General features: G+C 38.5%; 22 protein-coding genes. 16 read left to right on the top strand and 6 right to left on the bottom strand.

Translation table 11 applies throughout. The annotated features are described in order from the left end of the window. Positions 1–27 precede the first annotated feature (27 nt). From LQ227_RS09835 to LQ227_RS09815, 5 genes are all read left to right on the top strand, one after another. Positions 28–702, top strand: a complete 675-nt coding sequence (locus LQ227_RS09835; RefSeq protein WP_230149188.1) for a glucosaminidase domain-containing protein — start codon at positions 28–30, stop codon at positions 700–702. Positions 703–786: 84 nt separating this feature from the next. After that, positions 787–1,629 carry a glucosaminidase domain-containing protein gene (locus LQ227_RS09830; RefSeq protein ID WP_230149186.1) on the top strand — a complete coding sequence of 281 codons (843 nt, stop codon included), beginning with the start codon at positions 787–789 and terminating at the stop codon, positions 1,627–1,629. A gap of 48 nt (positions 1,630–1,677) precedes the next feature. Next, complete coding sequence (locus LQ227_RS09825) at positions 1,678–2,430, top strand: hypothetical protein (RefSeq protein WP_230143084.1); 753 nt, start codon at positions 1,678–1,680, stop codon at positions 2,428–2,430. Between the two features lie 41 nt (positions 2,431–2,471). After that, positions 2,472–2,750, top strand: a complete 279-nt coding sequence (locus tag LQ227_RS09820; protein ID WP_230149184.1) for a hypothetical protein — start codon at positions 2,472–2,474, stop codon at positions 2,748–2,750. A 94-nt stretch (positions 2,751–2,844) separates the two neighbouring features. After that, positions 2,845–3,849 carry a DUF3078 domain-containing protein gene (locus LQ227_RS09815; RefSeq protein ID WP_230149181.1) on the top strand — a complete coding sequence of 335 codons (1,005 nt, stop codon included), beginning with the start codon at positions 2,845–2,847 and terminating at the stop codon, positions 3,847–3,849. Between the two features lie 2 nt (positions 3,850–3,851). Here LQ227_RS09815 and LQ227_RS09810 read toward each other — a convergent pair whose 3' ends face one another. Beyond that, a complete protein-coding gene (locus LQ227_RS09810; RefSeq protein WP_230143078.1) occupies positions 3,852–4,583 on the bottom strand; it encodes a hypothetical protein in 732 nt (243 codons plus the stop codon). A 96-nt stretch (positions 4,584–4,679) separates the two neighbouring features. On the opposite strand from LQ227_RS09810, the gene LQ227_RS09805 reads away from it, so the two are divergent. Then, complete coding sequence (locus LQ227_RS09805; protein WP_230143076.1) at positions 4,680–5,669, top strand: helix-turn-helix transcriptional regulator; 990 nt, start codon at positions 4,680–4,682, stop codon at positions 5,667–5,669. A 64-nt stretch (positions 5,670–5,733) separates the two neighbouring features. Here LQ227_RS09805 and LQ227_RS09800 read toward each other — a convergent pair whose 3' ends face one another. Beyond that, positions 5,734–8,157 (bottom strand): DUF5916 domain-containing protein, encoded by a 2,424-nt coding sequence (locus tag LQ227_RS09800; protein WP_230149179.1) that lies wholly within the window; start codon positions 8,155–8,157, stop codon positions 5,734–5,736. 192 nt (positions 8,158–8,349) lie between these two features. On the opposite strand from LQ227_RS09800, the gene ffh reads away from it, so the two are divergent. Then, positions 8,350–9,687, top strand: coding sequence for a signal recognition particle protein (ffh, locus tag LQ227_RS09795; protein ID WP_230143074.1), 1,338 nt, complete (start codon positions 8,350–8,352; stop codon positions 9,685–9,687). Between the two features lie 240 nt (positions 9,688–9,927). Here the strand turns inward: ffh and LQ227_RS09790 are convergent, their stop codons facing one another. After that, positions 9,928–10,356, bottom strand: a complete 429-nt coding sequence (locus tag LQ227_RS09790; RefSeq protein ID WP_230143073.1) for an energy transducer TonB — start codon at positions 10,354–10,356, stop codon at positions 9,928–9,930. A gap of 104 nt (positions 10,357–10,460) precedes the next feature. On the opposite strand from LQ227_RS09790, the gene LQ227_RS09785 reads away from it, so the two are divergent. From LQ227_RS09785 to LQ227_RS09760, 6 genes are all read left to right on the top strand, one after another. After that, positions 10,461–11,999, top strand: coding sequence for a YifB family Mg chelatase-like AAA ATPase (locus LQ227_RS09785; protein ID WP_230143072.1), 1,539 nt, complete (start codon positions 10,461–10,463; stop codon positions 11,997–11,999). Between the two features lie 118 nt (positions 12,000–12,117). Then, positions 12,118–12,759 (top strand): hypothetical protein, encoded by a 642-nt coding sequence (locus tag LQ227_RS09780; RefSeq protein ID WP_230143071.1) that lies wholly within the window; start codon positions 12,118–12,120, stop codon positions 12,757–12,759. Further along, entirely contained in the window at positions 12,760–13,416 is a 657-nt protein-coding gene (locus LQ227_RS09775) for a vancomycin high temperature exclusion protein (protein ID WP_230143070.1), read from the top strand. A 344-nt stretch (positions 13,417–13,760) separates the two neighbouring features. Beyond that, positions 13,761–14,135 (top strand): hypothetical protein, encoded by a 375-nt coding sequence (locus LQ227_RS09770; protein WP_230143069.1) that lies wholly within the window; start codon positions 13,761–13,763, stop codon positions 14,133–14,135. A gap of 115 nt (positions 14,136–14,250) precedes the next feature. Then, positions 14,251–14,820 (top strand): Crp/Fnr family transcriptional regulator, encoded by a 570-nt coding sequence (locus LQ227_RS09765; RefSeq protein WP_230143067.1) that lies wholly within the window; start codon positions 14,251–14,253, stop codon positions 14,818–14,820. A gap of 85 nt (positions 14,821–14,905) precedes the next feature. Continuing rightward, on the top strand, positions 14,906–15,586 hold the full coding sequence (locus LQ227_RS09760) for a type 1 glutamine amidotransferase domain-containing protein (RefSeq protein WP_230143065.1): 681 nt from the start codon (positions 14,906–14,908) through the stop codon (positions 15,584–15,586). Between the two features lie 53 nt (positions 15,587–15,639). On the opposite strand, the gene LQ227_RS09755 is transcribed toward LQ227_RS09760, so the two are convergent. Continuing rightward, positions 15,640–15,891, bottom strand: coding sequence for a hypothetical protein (locus tag LQ227_RS09755; protein WP_230143063.1), 252 nt, complete (start codon positions 15,889–15,891; stop codon positions 15,640–15,642). A 93-nt stretch (positions 15,892–15,984) separates the two neighbouring features. Here LQ227_RS09755 and LQ227_RS09750 point away from each other — a divergent pair, with 93 nt between their 5' ends. Further along, positions 15,985–16,332: a hypothetical protein gene (locus LQ227_RS09750; protein ID WP_230143062.1), complete on the top strand. Its 348-nt coding sequence runs from the start codon at positions 15,985–15,987 to the stop codon at positions 16,330–16,332. 85 nt (positions 16,333–16,417) lie between these two features. Beyond that, entirely contained in the window at positions 16,418–17,800 is a 1,383-nt protein-coding gene (locus tag LQ227_RS09745; RefSeq protein ID WP_230143061.1) for an MBL fold metallo-hydrolase RNA specificity domain-containing protein, read from the top strand. Between the two features lie 142 nt (positions 17,801–17,942). On the opposite strand, the gene LQ227_RS09740 is transcribed toward LQ227_RS09745, so the two are convergent. Next, positions 17,943–19,190 carry a glutamate-5-semialdehyde dehydrogenase gene (locus LQ227_RS09740; protein ID WP_230143060.1) on the bottom strand — a complete coding sequence of 416 codons (1,248 nt, stop codon included), beginning with the start codon at positions 19,188–19,190 and terminating at the stop codon, positions 17,943–17,945. Between the two features lie 113 nt (positions 19,191–19,303). Next, entirely contained in the window at positions 19,304–20,383 is a 1,080-nt protein-coding gene (gene proB / locus LQ227_RS09735; RefSeq protein WP_230143059.1) for a glutamate 5-kinase, read from the bottom strand. A gap of 353 nt (positions 20,384–20,736) precedes the next feature. Here proB and LQ227_RS09730 point away from each other — a divergent pair, with 353 nt between their 5' ends. Then, on the top strand, positions 20,737–22,887 hold the full coding sequence (locus LQ227_RS09730; protein WP_230149177.1) for a S9 family peptidase: 2,151 nt from the start codon (positions 20,737–20,739) through the stop codon (positions 22,885–22,887). Positions 22,888–23,083: the final 196 nt, after the last annotated feature.

Below are 23,083 nucleotides of genomic sequence, written 5' to 3'. Positions count from 1 at the left end.
AACCATGGTCTATTAACCAAAAAAGAAATGAAGAAAATCTTTACTTTTTGTCTGCTCCTTTTAACAGGGATTGTTGCAAGCGCGCAAGATACGGAAGAATATATTGCAGAGCATGTAGAATATGCACAGGGTTTAATGCACGATCATAAAATTCCGGCCAGCGTTATTTTAGCTGTTGCCATACACGAATCGGCTGCAGGAAACAGTAAAATCGCACAACACCTTAATAATCATTTTGGAGTAAAAGGCCCGAATAACAATGCCGAAATCCGTTCATCCTATCGCGATTATTTAAATGCGGATGAATCTTACAGCCATTTTGTAGAAATTATGGAAACCCGCAAGCCTTTTAATAATCTTTTCGAAAAATACGATCAATACGATTACAAAGGCTGGGCTTACGGAATCCGCCGTTGCGGTTATGCCAGCAGTAGAAGCTGGGCCAGCCAGGTAATTGGCTTAATTAAAAAATACGAACTCTACCAATATGATGAAAGGCCAGAGGGATATGAAGAACCTGTTTATGCAGCACCGGTTCACCGCCGCAGCAAAAGCAGAAGAACAGCTAAAACTTATACCGTAAAACCTGGAGACAACCTAAGTATAATTGCAAAAAAGAAAGGCACCACCGTTAAAGCCCTCTTGCAGAAAAACGGCATAAAAAAAGTGAACTTAAAACCAGGACAGAAGTTGAAGTTTTGAGTCCAGGGTCATTAATCCAAAGTCGATAAAGCCATACAGTTAACCAATTCCAACAATTAACCGATTAAACAAATCATAACATCAATGCGTTCATACAGCCATTACATCCTCATAGCAGCAATCCTCCTATTTTTTAGTTCTTGCGGTACACGGAAATTTTCTAAAAACAACAAACAGATAGAAAAAGCAGCCAACAAAGCCAACAACAATTCGTACAAAAGTTACAATACTTTAAGTTACATTGATGAGTTTAAAGGAGTGGCAGTTGAAGAAATGAATGCAAACGGGATCCCTGCAAGTATTACATTGGCGCAGGGAATTTTAGAATCGGGCAGTGGAAATAGCGACCTGGCCAAATACGCAAACAATCATTTTGGCATTAAATGTACATCAGATTGGAAGGGAAAAAACTACTTCCGGGACGATGATCAAAAAAACGACTGTTTCAGGGTATATAAAGATGCCCGCGAATCTTTCAGGGATCACTCTGAGTTTTTAAAGCGCAAACGCTACAGCTTTCTCTTCCAGTTGGACAAAAATGACTACAAAAGTTGGGCGCAGGGATTAAAAACAGCCGGATATGCCACCAATCCAAAATATCCGGATTTATTGATCAATACCATCGAAAAATACCAGCTTTACCAATACGATCAACCAGAAAGCGAAAAGCAAAAGATTGCCAGGGAGGATCGTGTCTTTTCAGAAATCAACCAGAATATTTCGCAGGAAAAGGCTAAATTTACGCCAGTGGAAACCCCACCTGCCGGAGCTAAACCCATTCTTGCCGATGGTACTTATACCGTTGTTAAAGGAGATACACTCTATAATATTGCAAAACGTTTTAATTTAACGGTTGATCAGTTAAAAATGCTGAACGAAATGAGTACCGACGCCATTAAACTGGGTCAGATACTGAAGGTTAAATAATGTTAAGTACAAGCATAGCCTGCCAGATATTTGTAGTTTTGTAGCTTAATGAAATTTTTTCTTCCCTTTATACTTGTTTTCGGCTTCTCTATGTTGCTTCATGCACAGAATAAACCTGTGCAGGGGATTGTTATTGATAAAGAAACCAAGCAGCGTTTGGCCAAGGTTTATATTTATAACATCCGCACAGGTGATGGTTTATACAACAATACGAAGGGCGAGTTTAGCACCTTTGCGCTGCCGGGTGATACCTTAGTTGCGGCTTTATCGGGCTATGGAGTAGATACTATTGTTTTTAAGGGGCAAACTGCCGCATACTTTCAACTCAGATCGTTGGGCATAAGACTGCGCGATGTACTTATTCAACAAAAAAGATTAAGTCCGCAGCAGCAATACGAAAAAAATGTTCAGGAATATCGTTACCAAACCATGAAAGGAAGTAGTAAAGATTTATTGAATTTAGGTAACGGCGGTGTAGGTTTAGGTATCGATGCGATCTATAATCTGTTAAGCAGACAAGGAAGAAATGCCCGCCACCTTCAAAAAATTCTTGAAAAAGACTATCGTGAAGACTTGATCGATTATCGTTTCAGTGCCAGTCTGGTTAGCCAGGTATTAGGCATAAAAGATGCTGAACTCATTGATTTTATGCAGCAATACCGCCCAACTTATCAGTTTGTGCTCGATGCTACTGATTATTCTTTTAACCAGTTTATCAGAAATGCCTACAAAAGCTACAGGTTAAACCCGAAAGCATTGCAATTGCCTCCATTGCCTAAAATAACCATCGATAAGCTGTGAGGGTGCCAATTATAATCGTTAAAAAACTTCCGGCAGCGGGCATGGCAATCTTTCCATTTATCTTGTTAAAATCGCCGCGGTTTAAAAGTGATCCGATCATTATTAACCACGAAAAAATCCACTTACGCCAGCAATTAGAATTGCTTATTTTCCCTTTTTATATTTTATATCTGGTTAACTACCTGGTTAATCTTATTAAATGCCGAAACCATGATTTAGCCTACCGTAACATCGTTTTTGAGCAGGAAGCCTATGAAAATGAAGATAATTTAAATTACCTAAAAAAGGGTAATTGGTACGGCTGGTTTAAAAAGATCTGAAACAATAGTTTTCACCTCCAATTCAATTGTCAATCTGACAATCATTTTGTTAAATGCTTTTTATCTCTAAAATTTTTCGTTTTCTTTGTAGGTAATGAAGAACTGTTTAGCTGCCATAATCCTGATTCTAAGTTTCTGCTCTACAAAATTATATGCACAGGAAATTGATACTATTCCGATCAATACAAAAGACCTGAATATAAAGTTAAAGCGTAGTCCTTTGCCGAGCAGACAAGGACCATTAAACTTTGAACCGGTAAAAATTAAGCCTTTGGTGGTAAACGCCAAGATTAATTATTGGAAAACAAGAACCAACATCGGTATCAATGTTAACCAGGCCCAGTTCAGTAACAACTGGAAAGGTGGAGGTACCAACTCTGTGGCTGTTGGTGGCTTGCTAAACTGGAAAGCAGAATACAATAAAAACAGCTATAGCTATATCAGCGAGCTCGTTTTGCAATATGGTAAAATCAAAAATAAAGATCAGCTGCAAAAGAAAACCAACGACCGTATTTTTTGGGACAATAAAGCGTCTTTCCAACTATCTAAAAGCTGGTTCTTTTTTGGATCGATAAGTTTTGAATCTCAGTTTGATAAAGGATTCAGATACTTTAGGGATGGGAATGGAGATGAACAACAGGTTTTGATTTCTAAATTTATGGCACCAGGTTATTTAACCGAATCAATCGGTTTTGAGTATAAACCCGTTAAATATTTCTCAACCCGGATTGGTACAGGTACAGCCAGACAGACTTTTGTACTCGACACAGCGGTTTATGATAATAAAAAGGAAGTTTATGCAGTTGAAAAAGGAAAAAACTTTAAAAACGAACTGGCTTTTCAAATTGTAAGTGCTTTCGATAAGGATATTTTTACCAATACAAATCTAAAAGCGCGATATGCCATGTTCATTCCATATAAAGATTTTAAGGCAAGTAAAATCGACCACAGGTTAGACATTGCTTTAACAGCAAAAATTAACCGTTTTATGAACACCAGTTTAACAGGGGTACTTTTATTTGATGATGATACGGGAACAAACAAAATACAGGCGAACCAAACTTTAGCGCTGGGTTTTGGCTTTACCTTCCCCAGATAGGTTTAGGCGCCACCAACCTTACCTATTTCCCAATACGGCATTGTTATAATCTGCCTGAAACTTACGCCTCTTTGCTTTAGGTATTTTTTAAACTGTTGTACCGATTTGGCCCTGCCAGTTAAATAAAAAGTAGCATTTTGCCACATTTCCCAGCATAATGGATGCATATTTTCCATCCAGTTAATGGCATTTATTGCTGGGGCATTTACATCAGAAGGCACGGTATCGATCAATAACTTAAGGTGATCAACAGAACTCAGGTTTTCTTCCTGAAGCTCCAAAACTCCAAAGTATTCAACATCTTCGTCGATCACTTTTTTTCCAAGAGATTCGTACAGGCCCAGGCTGGTTTCGTCGCCAAAAAAGAAATGCTGATTGGATTCTTCATTGTATTTTACCTTCGCGCGATCTACAATAAGTTTCAAATGGTCTCCTTTTTGGATGTTCACAGCCAAGCTATGGCCCGGCCCTTGTCTGTTTAAGTAAAAAATAACTTCGCAGGTTTCGTGCGCTTCATCAAAGCTAGATAAAGTATAATGCCTATATTCATTGGCATTAACCCTAAACAGCACTTCCATTCCAGGAATAAATTTAGCATCGAAAAAATCGCCTTTAAAGGTAACGCACTTTAAGTTGCTGCTTAACATTTTAGTTTCTACAACTTCTACCTGATATATTTTATTGCTGATCACTTTTTCCATTGTGTTGGCCAGCCATGATGGTAATTTTGGCATCGTATTCTTTTGTTTAGTAACTTTGAACAAAAGTAGTTGTCTAACAAACGCATCTTTTTATACCAAAAGGATTAAAGTTTATATCAAAAGGATTTTATGGCTTTAAACATTTACGATGGTGACGATAAATACTATATTGTTGGTAACAAGTTCGACAATAACGAATTTAATCAGGCACTGGTAACCGAAAGAAGAGACAAATACAGCTTTCCCTTTGGCGATGCAGAGATTGTGGAGATCGCTTTTTCGGGTATTTACATTGTTTACGGCGATATGCTTGTGAAAAAGAGCCGCCTGCGCATTAAATCTTTTGATGAGCCCGATATGGTTGAGCTTCATTTTTCAATTACAGGCGGTGGCATTATGGAAAATTACCTCACCAACAAACGCCTGGATATTAAAGCCAATCAGCACAATATTATTTACAGCCCTGATTTTGATGGGATGGCAGAATTTTCGGTCGGGGGTCCGCATAAATTTTTCGAGGTAAATTTCGAAAGATCACGTTTTGTTGATTTAACTGGCGAAAGCAGCACTTTGCTAAAAAACTTTGCCGACAAAATCATGAACAACCGTTCGGTAGAGCTTTCATCAGAAAACCTGCCCATCAGCTTAGCCATGCACAGTTGTATAAATGATATTATGAACTGCCAGTTTACCGGTGGATTAAAGCTCTTGTTTCTGCAGTCTAAATGCCTCGAACTTTTGGCATTACAAGCCCAGGCTTTTGAACTTGCAGCAAAAAAAACCAACACTTCTACTATTAAATCCACCTACGATAAAGACCGCATTTATTATGCACGCGAATATTTGTTAGCCAATGCCAATCATCCGCCATGTTTAACCGAATTGGCAAAGGTTGCAGGCATAAATGAATTTAAACTGAAACAAGGCTTTAAAGAGGTTTTCCAGAATACCGTTTTTGGCTATTTAAGCGATTATAAATTGATGCGGGCCAAAGAACTTCTGGCCGATAGCAGCAAAAATATCAAGAATATTTCCGACGAACTGGGCTATTCTTCGGTACAGCATTTCAGCAGTGCTTTTAGTAAAAAATTCGGCGTAAGCCCTGGTAAAGCAAGGTAAGGTTAGTCCTTAGTGCACATTTCCTAGCCTTGAGTTTAGACCCAAGTTTAAAACGACCCAAAACTTAAACCTTTTTTCTTTTTTTCTTCAGATCGAGATAATCAACATAATATAAAACCTTTACAGAGAGGCTGTTATTCTGAGGGGCATTTAAAATTCCGCTCAGATTTTTATTATAACGTTGCGTATAAAAAGTATCATAAGTTTCGGCCGCATCCTTGTACGAAACAGAAAGGGTGCTACCGGGTGCAAACTGCCAGGTATAAATCAAATCAATATTAAACACATTATAGTTTCTATCCACCGCGGTTAATGTTGGCCCCTGATAATCGGTTAAATGGCCATCAGGCTGTAGCAGGTAAAATTCTTTATTTCTTCTATCACTCCAGTAATGTCTTAGTACAACGGTTAGCCCCATTAAGTTGGTAAAGGTATATTTAGCATCAAATGAGTTTTCTACCGTTCTGCGGTCATATTTAGAGAAAATAGCTTGATCACCTTGTGCGGTTACCCAGTTTACATAATCGTAGTTCGGGTTAAAGTTCAGGTCTAAACCAAAAGCAATCTTATCATTTAACCTCAGGTTCTGGAAAAAGTAAAAGTTATACTGTTTACCGCAAAAAAGATGCTGTTCAAAATAGCGTACATTTCCACCGAAATTATAAGCTTTAGCGCGGTTTGGATTTATATACAAAGCAACACCAAAATTTCCCGGCGCCTGATACATTTGTCCATTTCGGGCTTCGTAAAAGTCGTTCCCCTTTCTATCTACACTTAAATCAAACTCTGCCGACCATTGATTTTTAAATTGAACCCAATACCCCGCATTTGTACCAATTTTTTGGTAAGCGCTCGGTATTGCCCTGCGAGAATAGGTTAAATTAAGCCAACTTTCAAATTGATTATACCATTTGCTTGGCTTGTATACATTATAACCAACGCCTATCCGCTGATCTAAAAAGTTGTTATTGGTAAAGAAACCCATATCTGATGGATCAAATTTATCATCTGCATATACCTGATTGTAGCTCCAGGTAAAATTGCCGCTCTGTTTTCCAAACCTTAAGGTGTAGCTATAACCCGTGCTCGATTCCTCACCCCGTAAATAGCTCATTTTGCCCCCGCCATTTACAAAATATTTATTGCCTTTATTGTTTAAATTGAAAAGCAGCGCACTTACATTGGCATCGTAAGCAGAACCTTGCCTAAGTACATTTGTGTTGATTAACGTAGCCGAACTGTTGTTTTTTAACGACTGATCGAAAACCAGAATATTATAATTGGTGAGCGGCTGTGTTTCTACCATACGAAGGTTACCCTGAACATCCTCTACCTCAGTTTCCATGCTATTGGTAATGGCATTAAATATCCCAATCCCCAGGCCTTTTGCTGTCCGTCCTGAAATTTTTGTGGCGTTTAATACCTTAGCTTCAGTTTGATCTTTCACAATTTTATCACTGCTGCCTACCCCACTGTAATTATAATAGGATGGAATAGAACCGATTCGCTTCGAATAAAACAGATCACCTTTGTTAAACAATTCAGTTCCTTCGGTAAAAAACTGTCGGTTTTCATTAAATTTCACTTCAAAAGGAGTGAGGTTCAGTATCCGGTTATCAGATTGCACTTGCCCAAAATCAGGCACTAAAGTCATGTCCAGCGTAAAGCTATTGTTGATTCCGTATTTAACATCCATCCCCCCATTAAACCGTGAGGTTGTGTTTTTTACCCCAGGCAAATTAACCGGATAATGATTTACATAAGCTGAAATATATGGCGAAAAAGATAATCTTAACGGAGGTTTAACATCTTTTATGCCCATCCACAACCCTTCCTGATTGATAAAACCGTTAACTTTAGGATCTACAAAATTCCAAAATGTCTGCGTATTGCTCCGTTGTATCCTGCGGCTAAAATTCAAACCCCAGTTTTGGACATCCTTACCAGAGAAACGCAAGGCCGAATAAGGGATCTTCATTTCGCAGGTCCAGCCTTTATCATCAATTTTAACAGCACTTTCCCACACAGCGTTCCAGTTTGCATCTTCATCACCCACCTGCGAGTATTTGGCATCAAACTGAACACCGGCAGCGGTAACGAAAAAGCCATTTCCATTCATCTTATCATAAAAGGGATCGACAATAATTGAAATGAAATCGGCATTGCCAATATTATCCCTCGAAACCAACTCGTGCGAAACACTGTCGGGGTGATCGTACATCCGGGCATAAACATAAATCGCAACATCATCATAAAGCACCTTCATTTCTGTACGCCGATCGTGAGTTTCTATCTTTCCCGGATTTGGCCTGATCTGAATAAAATCAGTAGCTATTGGAACATTATTCCAACACTCATCATCTAAAATACCATCTATTTTGGGGATTTTCAGCGTTCTTTTTGCTTCCAGTTGGCGCTGTTTCGAAATATCCTGCGCTTGGGAAAAAGCACAAATAAATATAAAAAAAAGGAGGATGCAGCGTTTCATTCGTTTAGGTTAGTTAGGTATAAGACCATGCCTTAAACAAAATGTTGCACCAAAAGAAAAATTTAATATTCATCTTCCTAAAGTTTTGACTTTGAGTTGCTAAGATTTACAAGCAAAATTTGATACATTTGCCTTTTATTAAAAACAACCAGCTTTTTGCCTTTCGGCATAAAGCTTTTAGCTTAAAAAAAGATGTTTGATAATTTACAGGACAAGCTAGACAGAGCATTTAAAGTACTAAAAGGACAAGGCAGCATTACGGAAATCAACGTGGCAGAAACCATGAAAGAAATTCGTAAAGCATTATTAGATGCCGATGTTAACTATAAAACAGCAAAAGCATTTACCGATGATGTAAGGCAAAAAGCTTTGGGGCAAAATGTGCTTACCGCCGTTTCTCCAGGTCAATTGCTTACCAAAATAATGAACGATGAACTTGCAGCCTTAATGGGTGGCGAAGTTACAGAGTTAGATACTAAAGCAAATCCTACCATTATCTTAATTGCTGGTTTAAACGGTGCGGGTAAAACTACTTTCGCGGGTAAACTGGCTTTGCATTTAAAAGGCAAAGGTAAAAAACCTTTATTGGTTGCTGGCGATATGTACCGCCCGGCGGCTGTAGATCAATTGGAGGTTTTAGGAACCTCGGTTGGTGTTTCAGTTTACGCTAACCGTGCCTCAAACGATCCTGTTGGCATTGCTTTAGAAGGTATTGCACATGGTAAAGAAAATGGAAATAATGTAATCATTATTGATACCGCAGGTCGTTTAGCGATCGACGAATCTTTAATGAACGAAATATCTGAAGTTAAGGCCAAAACTCAACCGCACGAGATTTTATTCGTGGTAGATTCGATGACTGGTCAGGATGCCGTAAATACAGCCAAAGTATTTAATGACAGACTTGATTTTACGGGTGTTGTTTTAACCAAATTAGATGGCGATACCCGCGGTGGGGCAGCGCTTTCAATTAAATCGGTGGTAAACAAGCCAATTAAATTTATCGGTACCGGCGAGAAAATGGAAGCACTTGATGTTTTCTATCCAGACCGTATGGCATCGCGTATTTTGGGTATGGGTGATGTGGTTTCGCTTGTTGAACGTGCACAGATGCAGTTCGATGAGAAAGAGGCAGCAGAACTTCAGAAAAAAATCCGCAAGAATAAATTCGATTTCAACGATTTCTACAACCAGATTCAGCAGATTAAGAAAATGGGTAACATGAAAGATTTGATGGGTATGATACCGGGTGTAGGCAAAATGATGAAGAATGTAGATATTCAGGACGATGCCTTTAAATCAATCGAAGCCATTATCAATTCAATGACTCCATTTGAAAAAGAAAACCCTGATGCTATCCAGCAAAGCCGCCGTTTACGTATTGCAAAAGGTTCGGGCAGCAAGGTAGAAGAAGTTACTAAGCTGATTAAGCAGTTTGAAGATATGCGTAAAATGATGAAGCAGTTTTCTAACCCGGCAGCCGCAGCAGCAATGATGAAGGGTATGCCTAAAATGCCATTTGGCAGATAGTTTAAAGGTTTAGGGCAGAGGGTTTAGGGCGTAAGCCTTAGTAGGCGCGTCATGCTAAACTTGTTTCAGCATCTTTCAAAATAATACAAATCCCGATCAGTAATGGTTGGGATTTTTTGTTTATTGGTTTTGGAAATGGGGGTTCAGTATTCCATAGAGGTTATAGCCTTGCTTTTCCTGTCCCTACATAAAGTCGGGATCGTCCAATCAGGTTTATTTAACAAAGACAGTTTAATCAACCTAATTCAAACCAAAACTGATACTGAGACTTCCCTTTGAACGCACTTTTCTAGATTTTAAAGTTGCTGGAATCCACTTTTCAGAAGTTCTCAGTAACCGCAATGCTTCTTGATCGCACTTTAAATTTAACCCTAGTGTAACTACTGCATCCGTTATTCTACCATCCTTTTCAATTACAAATAACAAATACACCTTTCCAATAGCCCTATCCGTTTTAGGCATTTCAGCATATTTTGAATTAGTTAAAAGATATCTTCTCCATGCGGTTTCTCCATTAGGAAAGTGAGCGGGTGCATCTACTTCATTTGAGGAGTAAACATAGTTTTCCTTTGCTTTTTTCAGATCTATTTTAACGGTATCACCCCTCCCTTGTGAATAAAGTTGTTGGCTCGGAATTAGAAAAAATATAATCAATAAAATTTTCAGCATTGTTAGTATTTTAACATTTAACTAAAATTAAAGATTATTAATTATATTAGCCTATAATATTCATCCCGAATAATTTACATCCGAATTTATTTTAATTAAAATCAATGCTTGTAAAAACATACGGGAGTGCTGTTTATGGCGTAAATGCACTAACCATAACCATCGAAGTGAATATTAGCGCAGGTACAAAATACTATATGGTAGGCCTGCCAGATAATGCGGTAAAAGAAAGTCTTCAACGTGTGGCCAGCGCCATTAATATTTCGGGGTTCCGTATGCCGAAGCAGAAAATTGTAGTCAATTTAGCACCTGCAGATATCAAAAAAGAAGGTTCATCCTACGATCTTCCAATAGCCATAGGTATTTTAGCAGCATCAGGGCAAATTCCCGCCGACGAACTGGACGACTATTTCATCATGGGCGAACTCTCTTTAGACGGTACCATTCAACCCATTAAAGGCGCTTTACCCATCGCAATCCAAGCACAGCAAGATGGCTTTAAAGGTTTCATTTTACCGAAACAAAATGTTCGCGAGGCTGGCATTGTAAACGATTTAATTGCCTATGGCGTAGAAAACCTGGCTCAGGTAATTGCTTTCTTTAATAAGAGTGAAACATTGGAACAGGTTAAAATCAATACGAAAGAAGAATTCTTAAAAAACATCAATAATTACGAGCACGATTTTGCCGATGTTAAAGGCCAGGAAAATATTAAAAGAGCATTGGAAATTGCTGCAGCAGGTGGTCACAATGTTATTTTAATCGGTCCGCCTGGGGCAGGCAAAACCATGTTAGCCAAACGCTTGCCAACTATCTTACCCCCACTAAATTTAAACGAAGCTTTAGAAACTACAAAAATCCACTCCGTTGCTGGAAAACTTTCTGCTGCCGATGCTTTAATGACCATCCGTCCGTACCGCTCCCCGCACCATACCATTAGTGATGTTGCTTTAGTAGGCGGGGGAATGAACCCACAGCCTGGAGAAATATCGCTGGCCCATAACGGCGTTTTGTTTTTAGATGAGCTACCCGAATTTAAGCGTACCGTTTTAGAGGTAATGCGCCAACCGTTAGAAGACCGTAAAGTGGCCATAGCAAGGGCAAGATTTTCGGTAGAGTATCCGGCCAGCTTTATGCTGGTGGCCTCAATGAATCCCTGCCCATGCGGTTTTTACAACCATCCGGAGAAAGATTGTGTTTGCGCACCGGGGGTGGTTCAAAAGTACCTGAGTAAAATATCTGGACCGCTTCTAGACAGGATTGATCTTCATGTAGAAGTAACGCCGGTTAATTTTACAGAATTAGCCTCCACCGCCGACACAGAAAGAAGCAACCACATTAGGGAACGTGTAATTAAAGCCCGGGAAGTTCAGGACAAACGTTTTCTTGATAAAGAGGAGCTGCACTGTAACGCCCAAATGAGCCCGAAAATGGTTCGCAAGGTATGTCAGATCAGCGAGGCTGGCACTATTTTATTAAAAACAGCAATGGAAAGGTTAGGCTTATCAGCCCGCGCTTACGATAGGATTTTAAAAGTCGCCCGAACCATTGCAGATTTAGCCGGAAGTGAAAATGTAGAGCTCGAGCATTTGGCCGAATCGATTAATTACAGGAGTTTGGATAGGGATGGCTGGGCAGGGTAAACATTTGGGAAGAACCTATTTACTTATTTGCTATCTTGACAAAGTTTGATTTTTTTGGCACCAATGCTTTCTATTAAAAAATTTATTGCTAACATTAATGCGGCTCCTTACATTCTCCATGAAACTAATCCTCCTTTTATGCTTTATAAGTATTACCAATTATTCATTTGCCCAAAAAATATTTCACCAACAAAAAGCAAAAGGTAAATGGCAATATATTTACCCGTTTGTAGATAAAAGTTATATACTGGCTATACAACACTTAATAATTGAAAGAAAACCATTTGCAGAAATATACAACGCCAACATTTACTTTGGTAAAAGTGAGCCAAAAGCCAATAAGATTTTTTGGAAAGAAAACATTGACATGCGTCAAATCACACACAATATCACTTACGAAGATTATAACAATGATGGAATAAAAGATCTGCTAATTTTCGAAGATACAGGTGCCAGGGGAGGAAATTCTTTCTACAATCTTTACCTTGTTAATCCCAAAAACCATACCTTAACCAAGGTGAAAGATTTCGATAAAATTGTTAACCCCAGCTACAATAAAAAACATAAGGTAATTGTTAGTTATGGTTTAACGGGTACCAATTATTATCAGTTGTATAGGTTTGGTAAGAAATACAAGCCATATGAAATTGGCAAGCCTTTCGATGATACTGACAATTTAGATCTGGATAAAAAGATTGCCGCGATCTTAAAGATAACCAAAACCACAGAGCAAAAAAACAAACAATTAACGCATCAATAAATGATCATCAAAAAAATTATTAAACTACTATTCTATGCCTTCATTTTAGGGGTTATTGTGGTATTGAGTATCAACTTGCTCGTAAAGCACCAGACTGATCCGGCGATTTACCCGAACGAACAAGATGCACCAAAAACTAAAGTGGCCATTATTTTCGGAGCAGGCATTAACAATAATAAACCTAGCAAATACTTAAAAGATAGGCTCGATGCTGGTATCGAACTTTATAAAAACAATAAAATTGATAAAATTTTGCTGTCAGGAGATAACGGTAGTGATGCACACGATGAATTAACGGTGATGAAACTTTATTGTTACGAACATGGTGTTGATACCAATAAGATCTATCTTGATTATGCTGGCTTTGATAGCTACTCTACCTTATATAGATCTAAATATATCTTTAAGGTTGATACCGCCATTCTGGTTTCACAAAAATATCATTTAAACCGATGTATCAATATCGGGAATAAATTAGGCGTTAAATCATATGGCTTTGCTGCCGATCAAGGAACTTATCAGGGTTACAAATATGCTTCTTTTAGAGAATATTTTGCCGTTGTAAAATCTACAATTGATATTTTAATTGGCAGAAAACCACATTTTTTAGGCAAAACAGTAGACATTAACGGACCTTCAAATTATACCAAAGAATAACGTGAAGTATATCATTTTTTGATTACTCTAAGCGGCGAAAATTTTTTTTCTTCAGGTATCGGTCTACATGAATTTCAATAAACTGGCCCGCGTTCTTCTAAACTGAACAGTTTTATTTGTTGGTGAACGCTAGCAGCCGTAAAAAATCTGCTATAGGCAGCGTGAATGAAAACCGCGACCACAAACACTCATAAAAACCTATTAAACAGCTTTTTAACACTCATTTTTTTATAATTTTTATTTTATTCTCTCACTATTTTTAAGGCATGAATGACTCGTTTGGCATAGTCATTGTCATAGCCATGTTACATTTATTACCTATTTAAAATTAAAAAGTGAAAGAGATGAAAAAGACAGTTCAAATTTTCAGCATGCTTTTAATAGCATTAACCGTAATGGTATCATGTAAAAAAGATACCGATCCTGCAGATAGGGATTTCTTCGTGGGTACTTACAAAGGAACCGTTTCTTATCGTAGTGGTGAGACTACCATTAACAGTACCGATGGTAAAGTAACAGTAAGCAAAGTTGGCGAAACGTATAATTTTTACTTTGGCAACGGAATTCCTGATATTACAGGTGTAAAGTTTGAAAAAACCGGCGACAACAGTTATGTAAGTATTGGCTCAGGTTTAACAGGTATTAGTATTGATGCCAGTACCCTTAAAATTTTGGTTTCAAAAGATGGGCAAACCTGGACTGCAAATTGCACAAGGTAAACCATTTAAAAGACAGAAGGCCCGATCAGTAAAAAATCGGGCCTTATTATTTTCACCTTACCTCATTCCCAAATCAAAAAATGAGTTTCATGCTTAATTTAGTTAAATTTATAGCATGAGTTTTGAATTAAAAACACACCTCGAAGAAATCATTTCCCTCACCGATCAGGAGTTTGAGCATATAGCAGCACATTTCAAACCTAAAACGCTTAAAAAACACCAGTACCTCATCCAGGAAGACGAATTTGTTAATCACATTTATTTTGTAGTTAAAGGTTTGTTAAAGGCTACGTTTACAGATGCCAATGGTAAAGAGTATATCATTCAGTTTGCAATGGAAAACTGGTGGCTTTCCGATTTTAGGGCTTTTTATGGGCATGTTAAATCGATTACCAACATCAGTTGCTTAGAAAACTCCGAACTACTCTCCATTAGCAAGGATAGTTTAGATCAGCTATGCAGCGAAAGCCATAAAATGGAGCATTTTTTCAGGATAAAGAACAGTTTAGGCTACGTAGCGTTACAGCAAAGAGTTTTATCACTTTTGACCACAAGCCCGAAAGAGCGTTTTGAACAAGTCGCTCAACAGTATCCGCAATTGATGCAACGGGTTTCTAAAACAATAATCGCAGCATACTTGGGCATTTCTAGAGAAACCTTAAGCAGGCTTTCCGCAAAAGTGTGATTTTGCGCACATTAAATTTGTGATTGAAGTCCTTTGCTGCCCTATTCAAGAGCACTAATTTTGTGATACACTTAGCATTAAAAATATGAATAAGAAAGTTTTATTCGTGCTTACAAGCCACGACGAATTAGGAAATACAGGTTTAAAAACAGGTTTTTGGTCAGAAGAATTGGCAGCGCCATATTATGCCTTAGCCGACAGAGGTATCGATATTGTATTGGCCTCACCAAAGGGTGGTCAACCACCAATTGACCCTAAAAGTGAAGACCCTTCTTTTCAAACCGAAACGACGAAAAGAATGGACAAAGACACTGTTCTTTTGACCAAATTAAAAAACACCATTCCATTGGCCGATATAATGATGGCTGATTATGATGCCGTTTTTTATCCTGGTGGCCACGGACCACTTTGGGATTTAGCAGAAAGCGCAACTTCACAACAGCTCATTGCCGAATTCTATAACGCCAACAAGCCTGTTGCTTTTGTATGTCATGCTCCGGGAGTGCTTAAGGATGTAAAGATAAATGGTGAATATCTGGTTAGCGGAAAAAATGTAACCGGGTTTACCAATACCGAAGAAGAAGCTGTACAATTAACAAACGTTGTGCCTTTCTTAGTAGAGGATATGTTGATAAAAAATGGTGGACATTACAGCAAGATAGCTGATTGGAATCCCTATGCCATAGTTGATGGCTTATTGATTACCGGACAAAATCCCGCTTCATCAGAAAAAGTTGCAGAAGAATTATTAAAGCTTCTTGCTTAAATTTAAATCCTCAACAAGGCTTGGCTAAGCCAAACCTTGTTGAGGATTACTTATTATAGCTCGTCTTCTTCCTCATCTTCTTCAGGCACATACTTTTCAATGGCCTGCCCAATTGCATTCACTTCTTCGTCCTCTTCAAAAATTGGAAGTTCAGTTTTGTAGTCCATTTTTAACCAGATAGATGAAGTATCCTTTTGAATCTGAATGTATTCTCTTCCATCTTTAAAAATGGTATACGAATCATTTCCCTCCGGAAAAACTGAATAATTAATTGGCCCTATTTCTATATCAAAAGGTTCTTGCATGGCTAATATTTTTTCTTCAAAGATAAAAATCTTTTCTTTGGACTAAGCCGGTTATCTAATGACATTCTTATCTTTATGACATAAATTTACATAATGGATTTTTCTAAAGCAGACAACAAAGTTGCCAGAAAGTTATTCGAGGTAGCTTTACAACGGGAACTAAAAAAAGAAATGCAGGTATTCTCCGAAATTTTAGACCAATGGAAAAAACAACAGCCTGAAGATAATAGAGATGATTATTATAAAATTTTTACCGCTGTAAAAGATTTCGATAAACACATCGCCAGGAGATACGATGGTATGAGAAATTCGTGGTTTTTTGATACGATCATCGCTATGCTATTAGACAAAACGATCTTACTATCAGATTTAGAAGATTTTTCGGAAGAGGCAAAAAGTGAAATATTAAGGGCACTAAAATTTAGACAACAAGACGAATAATAATTAAAATATTACGCTTGATTGTTTAAAAATCCCTTCAATTATATTACTTTACGGCTAAAGATTTTACGCGATAGACAAGAAGATGAAGTTAACGTTTTGGGGCGCAGCACAACAAGTAACAGGAAGTATGCACCTGCTAGAAGTTGGACACTATAAAATACTGATAGATTGCGGATTAGATTATGAGAAGGAAACCTACCAAGAAGAAAACCAGCAATTCCCTTTCGATCCGGCAAGCATCAATCTGGTTATTCTAACTCACGCCCATATCGATCACTCTGGTAATTTACCTACACTGGTTCGATTGGGTTTTGACGGCCAGGTACTCTGTACACCACCAACAGCCGATCTTACATCGATACTATTATTCGATTCTGTAGAACTTTTCTTAAGGAAAGCAGGCCGAAAGCCCAGAACTAAACGCGGCAATTTTAGCGGACCAAAACCTTTGTACCTGCACAAACATGTAATGGATACGATCGATCGTTTTGTAACCATTGCTTTTAACAAGCCTTTCAAAATAAACGGAGATATTAGTCTAACCTTTGTGCCAGTTGGCCATTTGCTTGGCGCTGCTGCAGCTATTTTAACCATAAACGATAATGGCGTAGAGAAGAAAATTGCTTTTACAGGCGATATTGGCAGAGAGAACTATCCGGTATTGGTTAACCCTGAGCCGCTGCCAGAGGTTGACTACCTGGTAAGCGAAGCAACCTATGGCGGGAGGGTGCATACCAAAGATCAGACCTTAGAGGAAAGATTAGTCCAGGAGATTACCGAAGCCTGCATTAAAAGCCCTGGGCGATTGATTATTCCTGCGTTTAGCATTGGCCGTACGCAATCCTTGGTATTTGCCTTAAACCAGATTTTCACCAAAAAACTATTGCCACCTATTCAGATTTTTGTAGATAGTCCCATGGCTATCCAAGCTACTGAGGTTTACCGCAAACACCATAACCTGGTAAATCAGGAAGCGAAAGATTTTTACCAAACCATGGGTGATGAGTTTGAATTTGAGCATCTTGCTTACGTTCAAACGATGAAAGAAAGTAAAGATGTTTCCAATTATTTTGATCCTTGTATTATCATTTCATCGGCAGGCATGTTAGAAGGCGGGCGGATTCAGGATCACCTGTATTACAACATTCAGAACTATTATTGCACCATTCTTTTTATTGGCTACTGTGCAAAAGGAACTCTCGGTTACAAGCTATTGAGCGGAGCACCTATTGTCCGCATTAAAGACCGGGAAATGATGGTTTACGCCACGATACACCAAACCGATCTGCTCAGTGGCCACGGCGATCATAACGATTTAGTGAAGACAATTAAACAAACTGGCCAACCCAAAAAAGTTTTCTTGGTTCATGGTGAAGATAAAAGTCTGCAAAGTCTTTCTTTAGCTTTGCAAGAAGATGGTTTTAACGTAGCCGTACCTGAAAGAGGAGAGGTTTTTGAATTATAATATTATGCTGTCATTCTGAGCCCGGCGAAGAATCTTTATTTAGTTGCATTGCGCTAACATTTATACTGAAGGCAACAAATCTAATGACTGTTTTCCATCGTATGCAGATTCTTCATTGCATTCAGAATGACAATAAAACCAATCAGTCCCTTACTTGTCCGTCACCCCTTACCACCCACTTATAACTGGTTAATTCTTCCAGCCCCATTGGTCCGCGGGCATGGAGTTTTTGTGTGCTGATACCAATTTCGGCACCAAGGCCAAACTGTGCACCATCCGTAAATCCGGTAGAGGCATTGGCATAAACCGCAGCAGCATCTACTTCGTTTAAAAATTGGGCAATATTAGCGGCATCTTCAGAAATAATGGCTTCACTATGTTTAGAGCTATAATCGGCAATATGATTCAAAGCTTCAGCTAAATCAGCCACTACTTTAACCGCTAGCTTTAAAGATAAAAACTCTGTTCCAAAATGTTCAGGCTTAGCCTGATTTAACAACTGTGCAGGATAAGAAGCTTTTAATAGCTCAAAACTTTTTTCATCAGCATATAACTCAACATCGCCATCAGCCAGGGGAGATAAAAGCGCAGCCAGATCATCAAGCCGATTTTGATTAATCAGTACACAGTCAAGCGAATTACAAACGCTTACCCTTCTGGTTTTTGCATTAAAAATGATCGCTTTGCCTTTCTCCAAATCACCGGTCTTGTCAAAATAAGTATGTACAATCCCAGCACCAGTTTCAATAACAGGGATTTTACTGTTTTCGCGAACGTAATTAATTAACGATTGACTTCCCCTCGGGATCAAAACATCTACAAACCCCCTTGCATTCAATAAAGCTTCGGTTGCGGCTCTTTCGGCTGGCAATAAGGTTAAAACATCGCGATTGATTTTATGCTTATCCAAAACCTCGTGTATCACCTTTGCAATAGCCAGATTCGAAAACTCAGCATCACTACCTCCTTTTAGCACAGCAACGTTTCCTGTTTTAAAACAGAGTGAAAATACATCAGCAGTAACATTTGGACGAGCCTCGTAAATTACACCCACAACACCTAAAGGCACACTAACTTTTTGTATATGAAGCTTGTTTTCCAGCGTTTTATCTGAAATAATTTTACCCAACGGGCTACTTAAGCCAGCAACATTTTTAAGGTCATTCGCAATATCAGCAATACGCGCTGCGCTTAACTTTAACCTGTCGTATTTGGGATCTTCGATGGGCATTTTTGCTAAATCCTTAGCGTTTTCAACAAGAATTTCGTCCGTATTTGCCACTAAAGCAGCAGCCAGATCTGTTAGAATAGCATCTGTCGTTTCTTTGCCAAGGATAACCAAGGTACGGCTTGCCTGCCTTGCTTTTTCGAAGTATTGTTTATAATCCATTGTTTTCTTTTTTTACCACAGAGGTTACCGAGTTTCACACGGAGGAAAAATAGGAAATTTGCTTAACGCTGAGTCTCTCCGTGATTTTCTCTGTGTGCGCTGTGGTTAAACCTTTAAATAGCCGAGTAAAAATAATCGTAATGTACCAGCGCTTTCTGTTTCTTCTGTCCGATTCTTTCCCTGGCTTTGTCCGATCCATATTCTGCTATTCCGAGCCCGATGAGGTTGTTTTTTTCGTCAATAATTTTAATAATATCGCCTTTTAAAAAGTCTGTTTGTATTTCGATAATCCCTATGGGCAATAAACTGGTGGCTTTCCCAGAAGTCAATACTGTTTTTGCGCCATCGTTTAATTTCACAATGCCCGTGGCAGCAGTTTCAGAATGGGCAATCCATTTTTTCTTGCCTGATTTACTTTTTTCGGGAACAAAGCGTGTATGCACCAGTTCATTGTTTAGCAAAGAAGAGAGCACATCATCTTGCGTTCCGTTGGCAATATGAACTGTTATGCCCAATTTAGCTACTTTTTGCGCCATGGTCGATTTAGTGATCATTCCGCCACGGCCAAATTGCGATTTACCCGTTTGTATAAAGGAAGCCAGGTTAGCTACCGAACCATTAATTTCCTCAATAACGGCCGATCCTTCAATTTTCGGATCGCCGTTGTAGATGCCGTTTACATTCGACAGGATAATCAAGGCATCGGCATTTAACATAGAAGCAATTAACCCAGCCAACTCATCATTGTCGGTAAACATCAGTTCAGTAACCGAAACTACATCGTTTTCATTCACCACAGGGATTACCTCATTTTGAAGCAAAATCTGTAAGCAGTTTTTCATGTTTAAATAATGTGCCCGGTCGCGGAAATCTTCTTTGGTAACCAAAACCTGTGCACACTGAATTTCATGTGCTGCAAAAAAATTAGCGTAGGTATTAATCAGTTTAACCTGACCAATGGCAGCCAATAGTTGGCGGGTAGTTACGGCGTCTTGTTTTTCAGATACCTTGATCAAACTTCTGCCTGATGCTACCGCACCCGAAGAAACCAAAATAACCTCAATACCAAGTTTTTTTATATCGGCCAGTTGATTCACAAGATGTTTAATCCTTGCTTCATCAGGCAAACCATTCGCTTGTGTAATTACATTCGAACCAACTTTAACAACTATTTTTTTGTACCCTAATTTCATTATTATTTTCAAGCAATTTGATGTGGCAATTTACCATCAATTTTTCTAATTCAGATGATTATCTATGGGCATAATGGATTTTTACAAAAATGGTAATTAGTTTGGGGTTGGGAGTTTGGCGTTTGGAGTCGATTAACCGATTTAAACAATTAATCTCCATGCCACTAACCAATCACAAATGAACTATTTTATACGTCCGAAGTCAGGTAACGGAGGTCAGAAGTACCGCTTGCTTATTACAAGTTAACCGATTTAAACCATTAACCAGTTAATCTCCATGTCACTAATGAACCAATGACAAATGAACTATTGAACTAAATTATTAAATTGCATTCAACCTAATCCAAACCACTATGAAACGTATCTTACCAAGCATAATGTTGCTCAGTGCAATTACGGCTTGTAACAACCCTCAAAAGAAAGAAATGAAAGCAATTAAATGGCCCGATGCCAAGGCCCCTATAGCAGAGATTATTCCGCATAAAAGAACAATACATGGCGATACCGTGGTAGATAACTACTATTGGATGATTGATTACTTTAAAAAAGGTCCTGATAGTACAAAAGTTGTCGATTATTTAAAAGCCGAAAATACTTATCTCAACACGATGATGAAAAGTACAGATCAATTCCAGGCTGATCTGTTTAAAGAAATGAAAGGCAGGATTAAAGAAAAAGACGAATCTGTTCCTGTTTTCAAGAATGGCTATTTCTATTACACCAGAACCGAAGACGGGCAGCAATATTTTAAATATTGTCGTAAAAAAGGGAGTTTATCGGCCACTGAGGAAATACTGTTAGATGTAGATCAACTGGCAAAAGGCCATGCCTATTACAGCGCAACCGGATTTAGTGTTAGTCCCGACAATAAACTTTTAGCTTTTGGCGTAGATCAGGTTTCGCGCCGCCAATACACCATCAATGTTAAAAATTTAGAAACCGGCGAAATTTTAAAAGATGTTATTACCAATACTCAAGGTGCAGTGGCATGGGCAAATGACAACAAAACGTTTTTTTATACCTCAAAAAACCCCATAACGTTATTAAGTGAAAAAATTAAAAGACACACACTAGGCTCCGATGCTAAGACAGATGCAGTTGTTTACAATGAAAAAGATAACAGCAACTATATTGGCGTGATGAAATCGAAAAACGGACGTTATATTTTTATTGGCTCGCAAGGGACATTGACTGCTGAATATAGAATGATTGATGCCGATCATCCAGAGGCAGCGTTTAAAGTATTTTCGCCACGCTCAAAAGATGTTTTATATGATATTTTAACCGTAGATGATAAGTTTTACATCATAACCAACTGGAATGCTAAAAATTTCCGTTTGATGCAATGCCCGCTGGATAAAACAGAAAAAGAGAACTGGAAAGAGGTTATTCCAAACCGCAAAGATGTTTTACTCGAATATGGAGAAGAATTTAAAGACCATCTGGTATTATCAGAACGTAAAAATGGCTTAACCGAGCTACACGTACTGAAGAAGGATGGTAGCGATTATTATATCAAGTTTGATGAACCTGTTTACGCTGCCGGTGTTGGTGCAAATCCAGAATATAACAGCAAAACATTACGTTATTCGTACACCTCTTTAACCACACCAAATTCAGTTTACGATTACGACCTCGAGAAAAAAGATAAAAAACTAATGAAACAGCAGGAAGTTGTTGGTGGTTACGATCCTAAAGATTACGCAACGGAACGAGTTTTCGCAACAGCAAAAGATGGCACAAAAATTCCAATTGCTTTGGTTTACAAAAAAGGCTTTGAAAAGAACGGACATGCGCCATTGCTGCTTTATGCATATGGATCTTATGGATCGAGTACAGACGCAAACTTCTCTTCGCCAAGATTAAGTCTGTTAAACCGCGGCTTTGTTTTCGCCATTGCCAACATTCGTGGTGGACAGGAAATGGGACGCCAATGGTATGAAGACGGTAAATTGATGAAAAAGAAAAATACTTTTACCGATTTTATTGCAGCGGGCGAGTACCTGGTTGATCAGAAATACACTTCAAAAGGCCATTTGTATGCACATGGAGGTAGCGCAGGTGGTTTATTGATGGGCGCGGTGGCTAATATGGCCCCCGATTTATGGAACGGTATTATTGCCGATGTTCCTTTTGTTGATGTGATTAACACCATGTTGGATGAAAGCATTCCATTAACCACCAATGAGTTCGACGAGTGGGGAAATCCTAAACAAAAAGCTGCATACGATTATATGAAAAGCTACTCACCTTATGAAAATGTAAAGAAAAAGGCCTATCCTAACATGTTGGTTACTACAGGCCTGCACGATAGCCAGGTGCAGTATTTCGAACCTGCTAAATGGGTAGCCAAATTAAGGGCAACTAAAACTGATAAGAATGTATTATTGCTTAAAACCAATATGGAATTTGGCCATGGTGGCGCATCTGGCCGTTTCGATTATTTAAAAGATGTTTCGTTACGCTGGGCGTTTTTATTCTCGTTGGAGGGAATAACGAAATAATTTTCAACAAATTCGTCATTGCGAGAAGGCTTTTTCAGCCGACGAAGCAATCTTAATGCGCACGCCAGTAGCGATCGTTGTAAGATTGCTTCGTACCTCGCAATGACGATACTTTTATTTAAATCTATATACAGATCTCCCCACTGCGGGAATGACGACCATCCTTTTTAAAATTTAAATCAAGCTACATCCCACA

It is taken from the genome of Pedobacter sp. Bi27, from assembly GCF_918698255.1.
GTDB lineage: Bacteria > Bacteroidota > Bacteroidia > Sphingobacteriales > Sphingobacteriaceae > Pedobacter.
The sequence above is the reverse complement of the archived record's forward strand: the minus strand, read 5'-3'. Positions and strand labels throughout refer to the sequence as shown.

Bases quoted from the DNA above. Each gene is read 5' to 3' on its own strand.
- LQ227_RS09785 (WP_230143072.1), top strand. From the start codon at position 10,461: ATGCTTGTAAAAACATACGGGAGTGCTGTTTATGGCGTAAATGCACTA.
- LQ227_RS09830 (WP_230149186.1), top strand. From the start codon at position 787: ATGCGTTCATACAGCCATTACATCCTCATAGCAGCAATCCTCCTATTT.
- LQ227_RS09740 (WP_230143060.1), bottom strand. From the start codon at position 19,190: ATGGATTATAAACAATACTTCGAAAAAGCAAGGCAGGCAAGCCGTACC.
- LQ227_RS09730 (WP_230149177.1), top strand. From the start codon at position 20,737: ATGAAACGTATCTTACCAAGCATAATGTTGCTCAGTGCAATTACGGCT.
- LQ227_RS09770 (WP_230143069.1), top strand. From the start codon at position 13,761: ATGAAAAAGACAGTTCAAATTTTCAGCATGCTTTTAATAGCATTAACC.
- LQ227_RS09775 (WP_230143070.1), top strand. From the start codon at position 12,760: ATGATCATCAAAAAAATTATTAAACTACTATTCTATGCCTTCATTTTA.
- LQ227_RS09790 (WP_230143073.1), bottom strand. From the start codon at position 10,356: ATGCTGAAAATTTTATTGATTATATTTTTTCTAATTCCGAGCCAACAA.
- LQ227_RS09810 (WP_230143078.1), bottom strand. From the start codon at position 4,583: ATGCCAAAATTACCATCATGGCTGGCCAACACAATGGAAAAAGTGATC.
- LQ227_RS09815 (WP_230149181.1), top strand. From the start codon at position 2,845: ATGAAGAACTGTTTAGCTGCCATAATCCTGATTCTAAGTTTCTGCTCT.
- LQ227_RS09805 (WP_230143076.1), top strand. From the start codon at position 4,680: ATGGCTTTAAACATTTACGATGGTGACGATAAATACTATATTGTTGGT.
- LQ227_RS09750 (WP_230143062.1), top strand. From the start codon at position 15,985: ATGGATTTTTCTAAAGCAGACAACAAAGTTGCCAGAAAGTTATTCGAG.
- proB (WP_230143059.1), bottom strand. From the start codon at position 20,383: ATGAAATTAGGGTACAAAAAAATAGTTGTTAAAGTTGGTTCGAATGTA.
- LQ227_RS09760 (WP_230143065.1), top strand. From the start codon at position 14,906: ATGAATAAGAAAGTTTTATTCGTGCTTACAAGCCACGACGAATTAGGA.
- LQ227_RS09800 (WP_230149179.1), bottom strand. From the start codon at position 8,157: ATGAAACGCTGCATCCTCCTTTTTTTTATATTTATTTGTGCTTTTTCC.
- LQ227_RS09765 (WP_230143067.1), top strand. From the start codon at position 14,251: ATGAGTTTTGAATTAAAAACACACCTCGAAGAAATCATTTCCCTCACC.
- LQ227_RS09820 (WP_230149184.1), top strand. From the start codon at position 2,472: ATGGCAATCTTTCCATTTATCTTGTTAAAATCGCCGCGGTTTAAAAGT.
- LQ227_RS09755 (WP_230143063.1), bottom strand. From the start codon at position 15,891: ATGCAAGAACCTTTTGATATAGAAATAGGGCCAATTAATTATTCAGTT.
- LQ227_RS09835 (WP_230149188.1), top strand. From the start codon at position 28: ATGAAGAAAATCTTTACTTTTTGTCTGCTCCTTTTAACAGGGATTGTT.
- LQ227_RS09780 (WP_230143071.1), top strand. From the start codon at position 12,118: ATGAAACTAATCCTCCTTTTATGCTTTATAAGTATTACCAATTATTCA.
- ffh (WP_230143074.1), top strand. From the start codon at position 8,350: ATGTTTGATAATTTACAGGACAAGCTAGACAGAGCATTTAAAGTACTA.
- LQ227_RS09745 (WP_230143061.1), top strand. From the start codon at position 16,418: ATGAAGTTAACGTTTTGGGGCGCAGCACAACAAGTAACAGGAAGTATG.
- LQ227_RS09825 (WP_230143084.1), top strand. From the start codon at position 1,678: ATGAAATTTTTTCTTCCCTTTATACTTGTTTTCGGCTTCTCTATGTTG.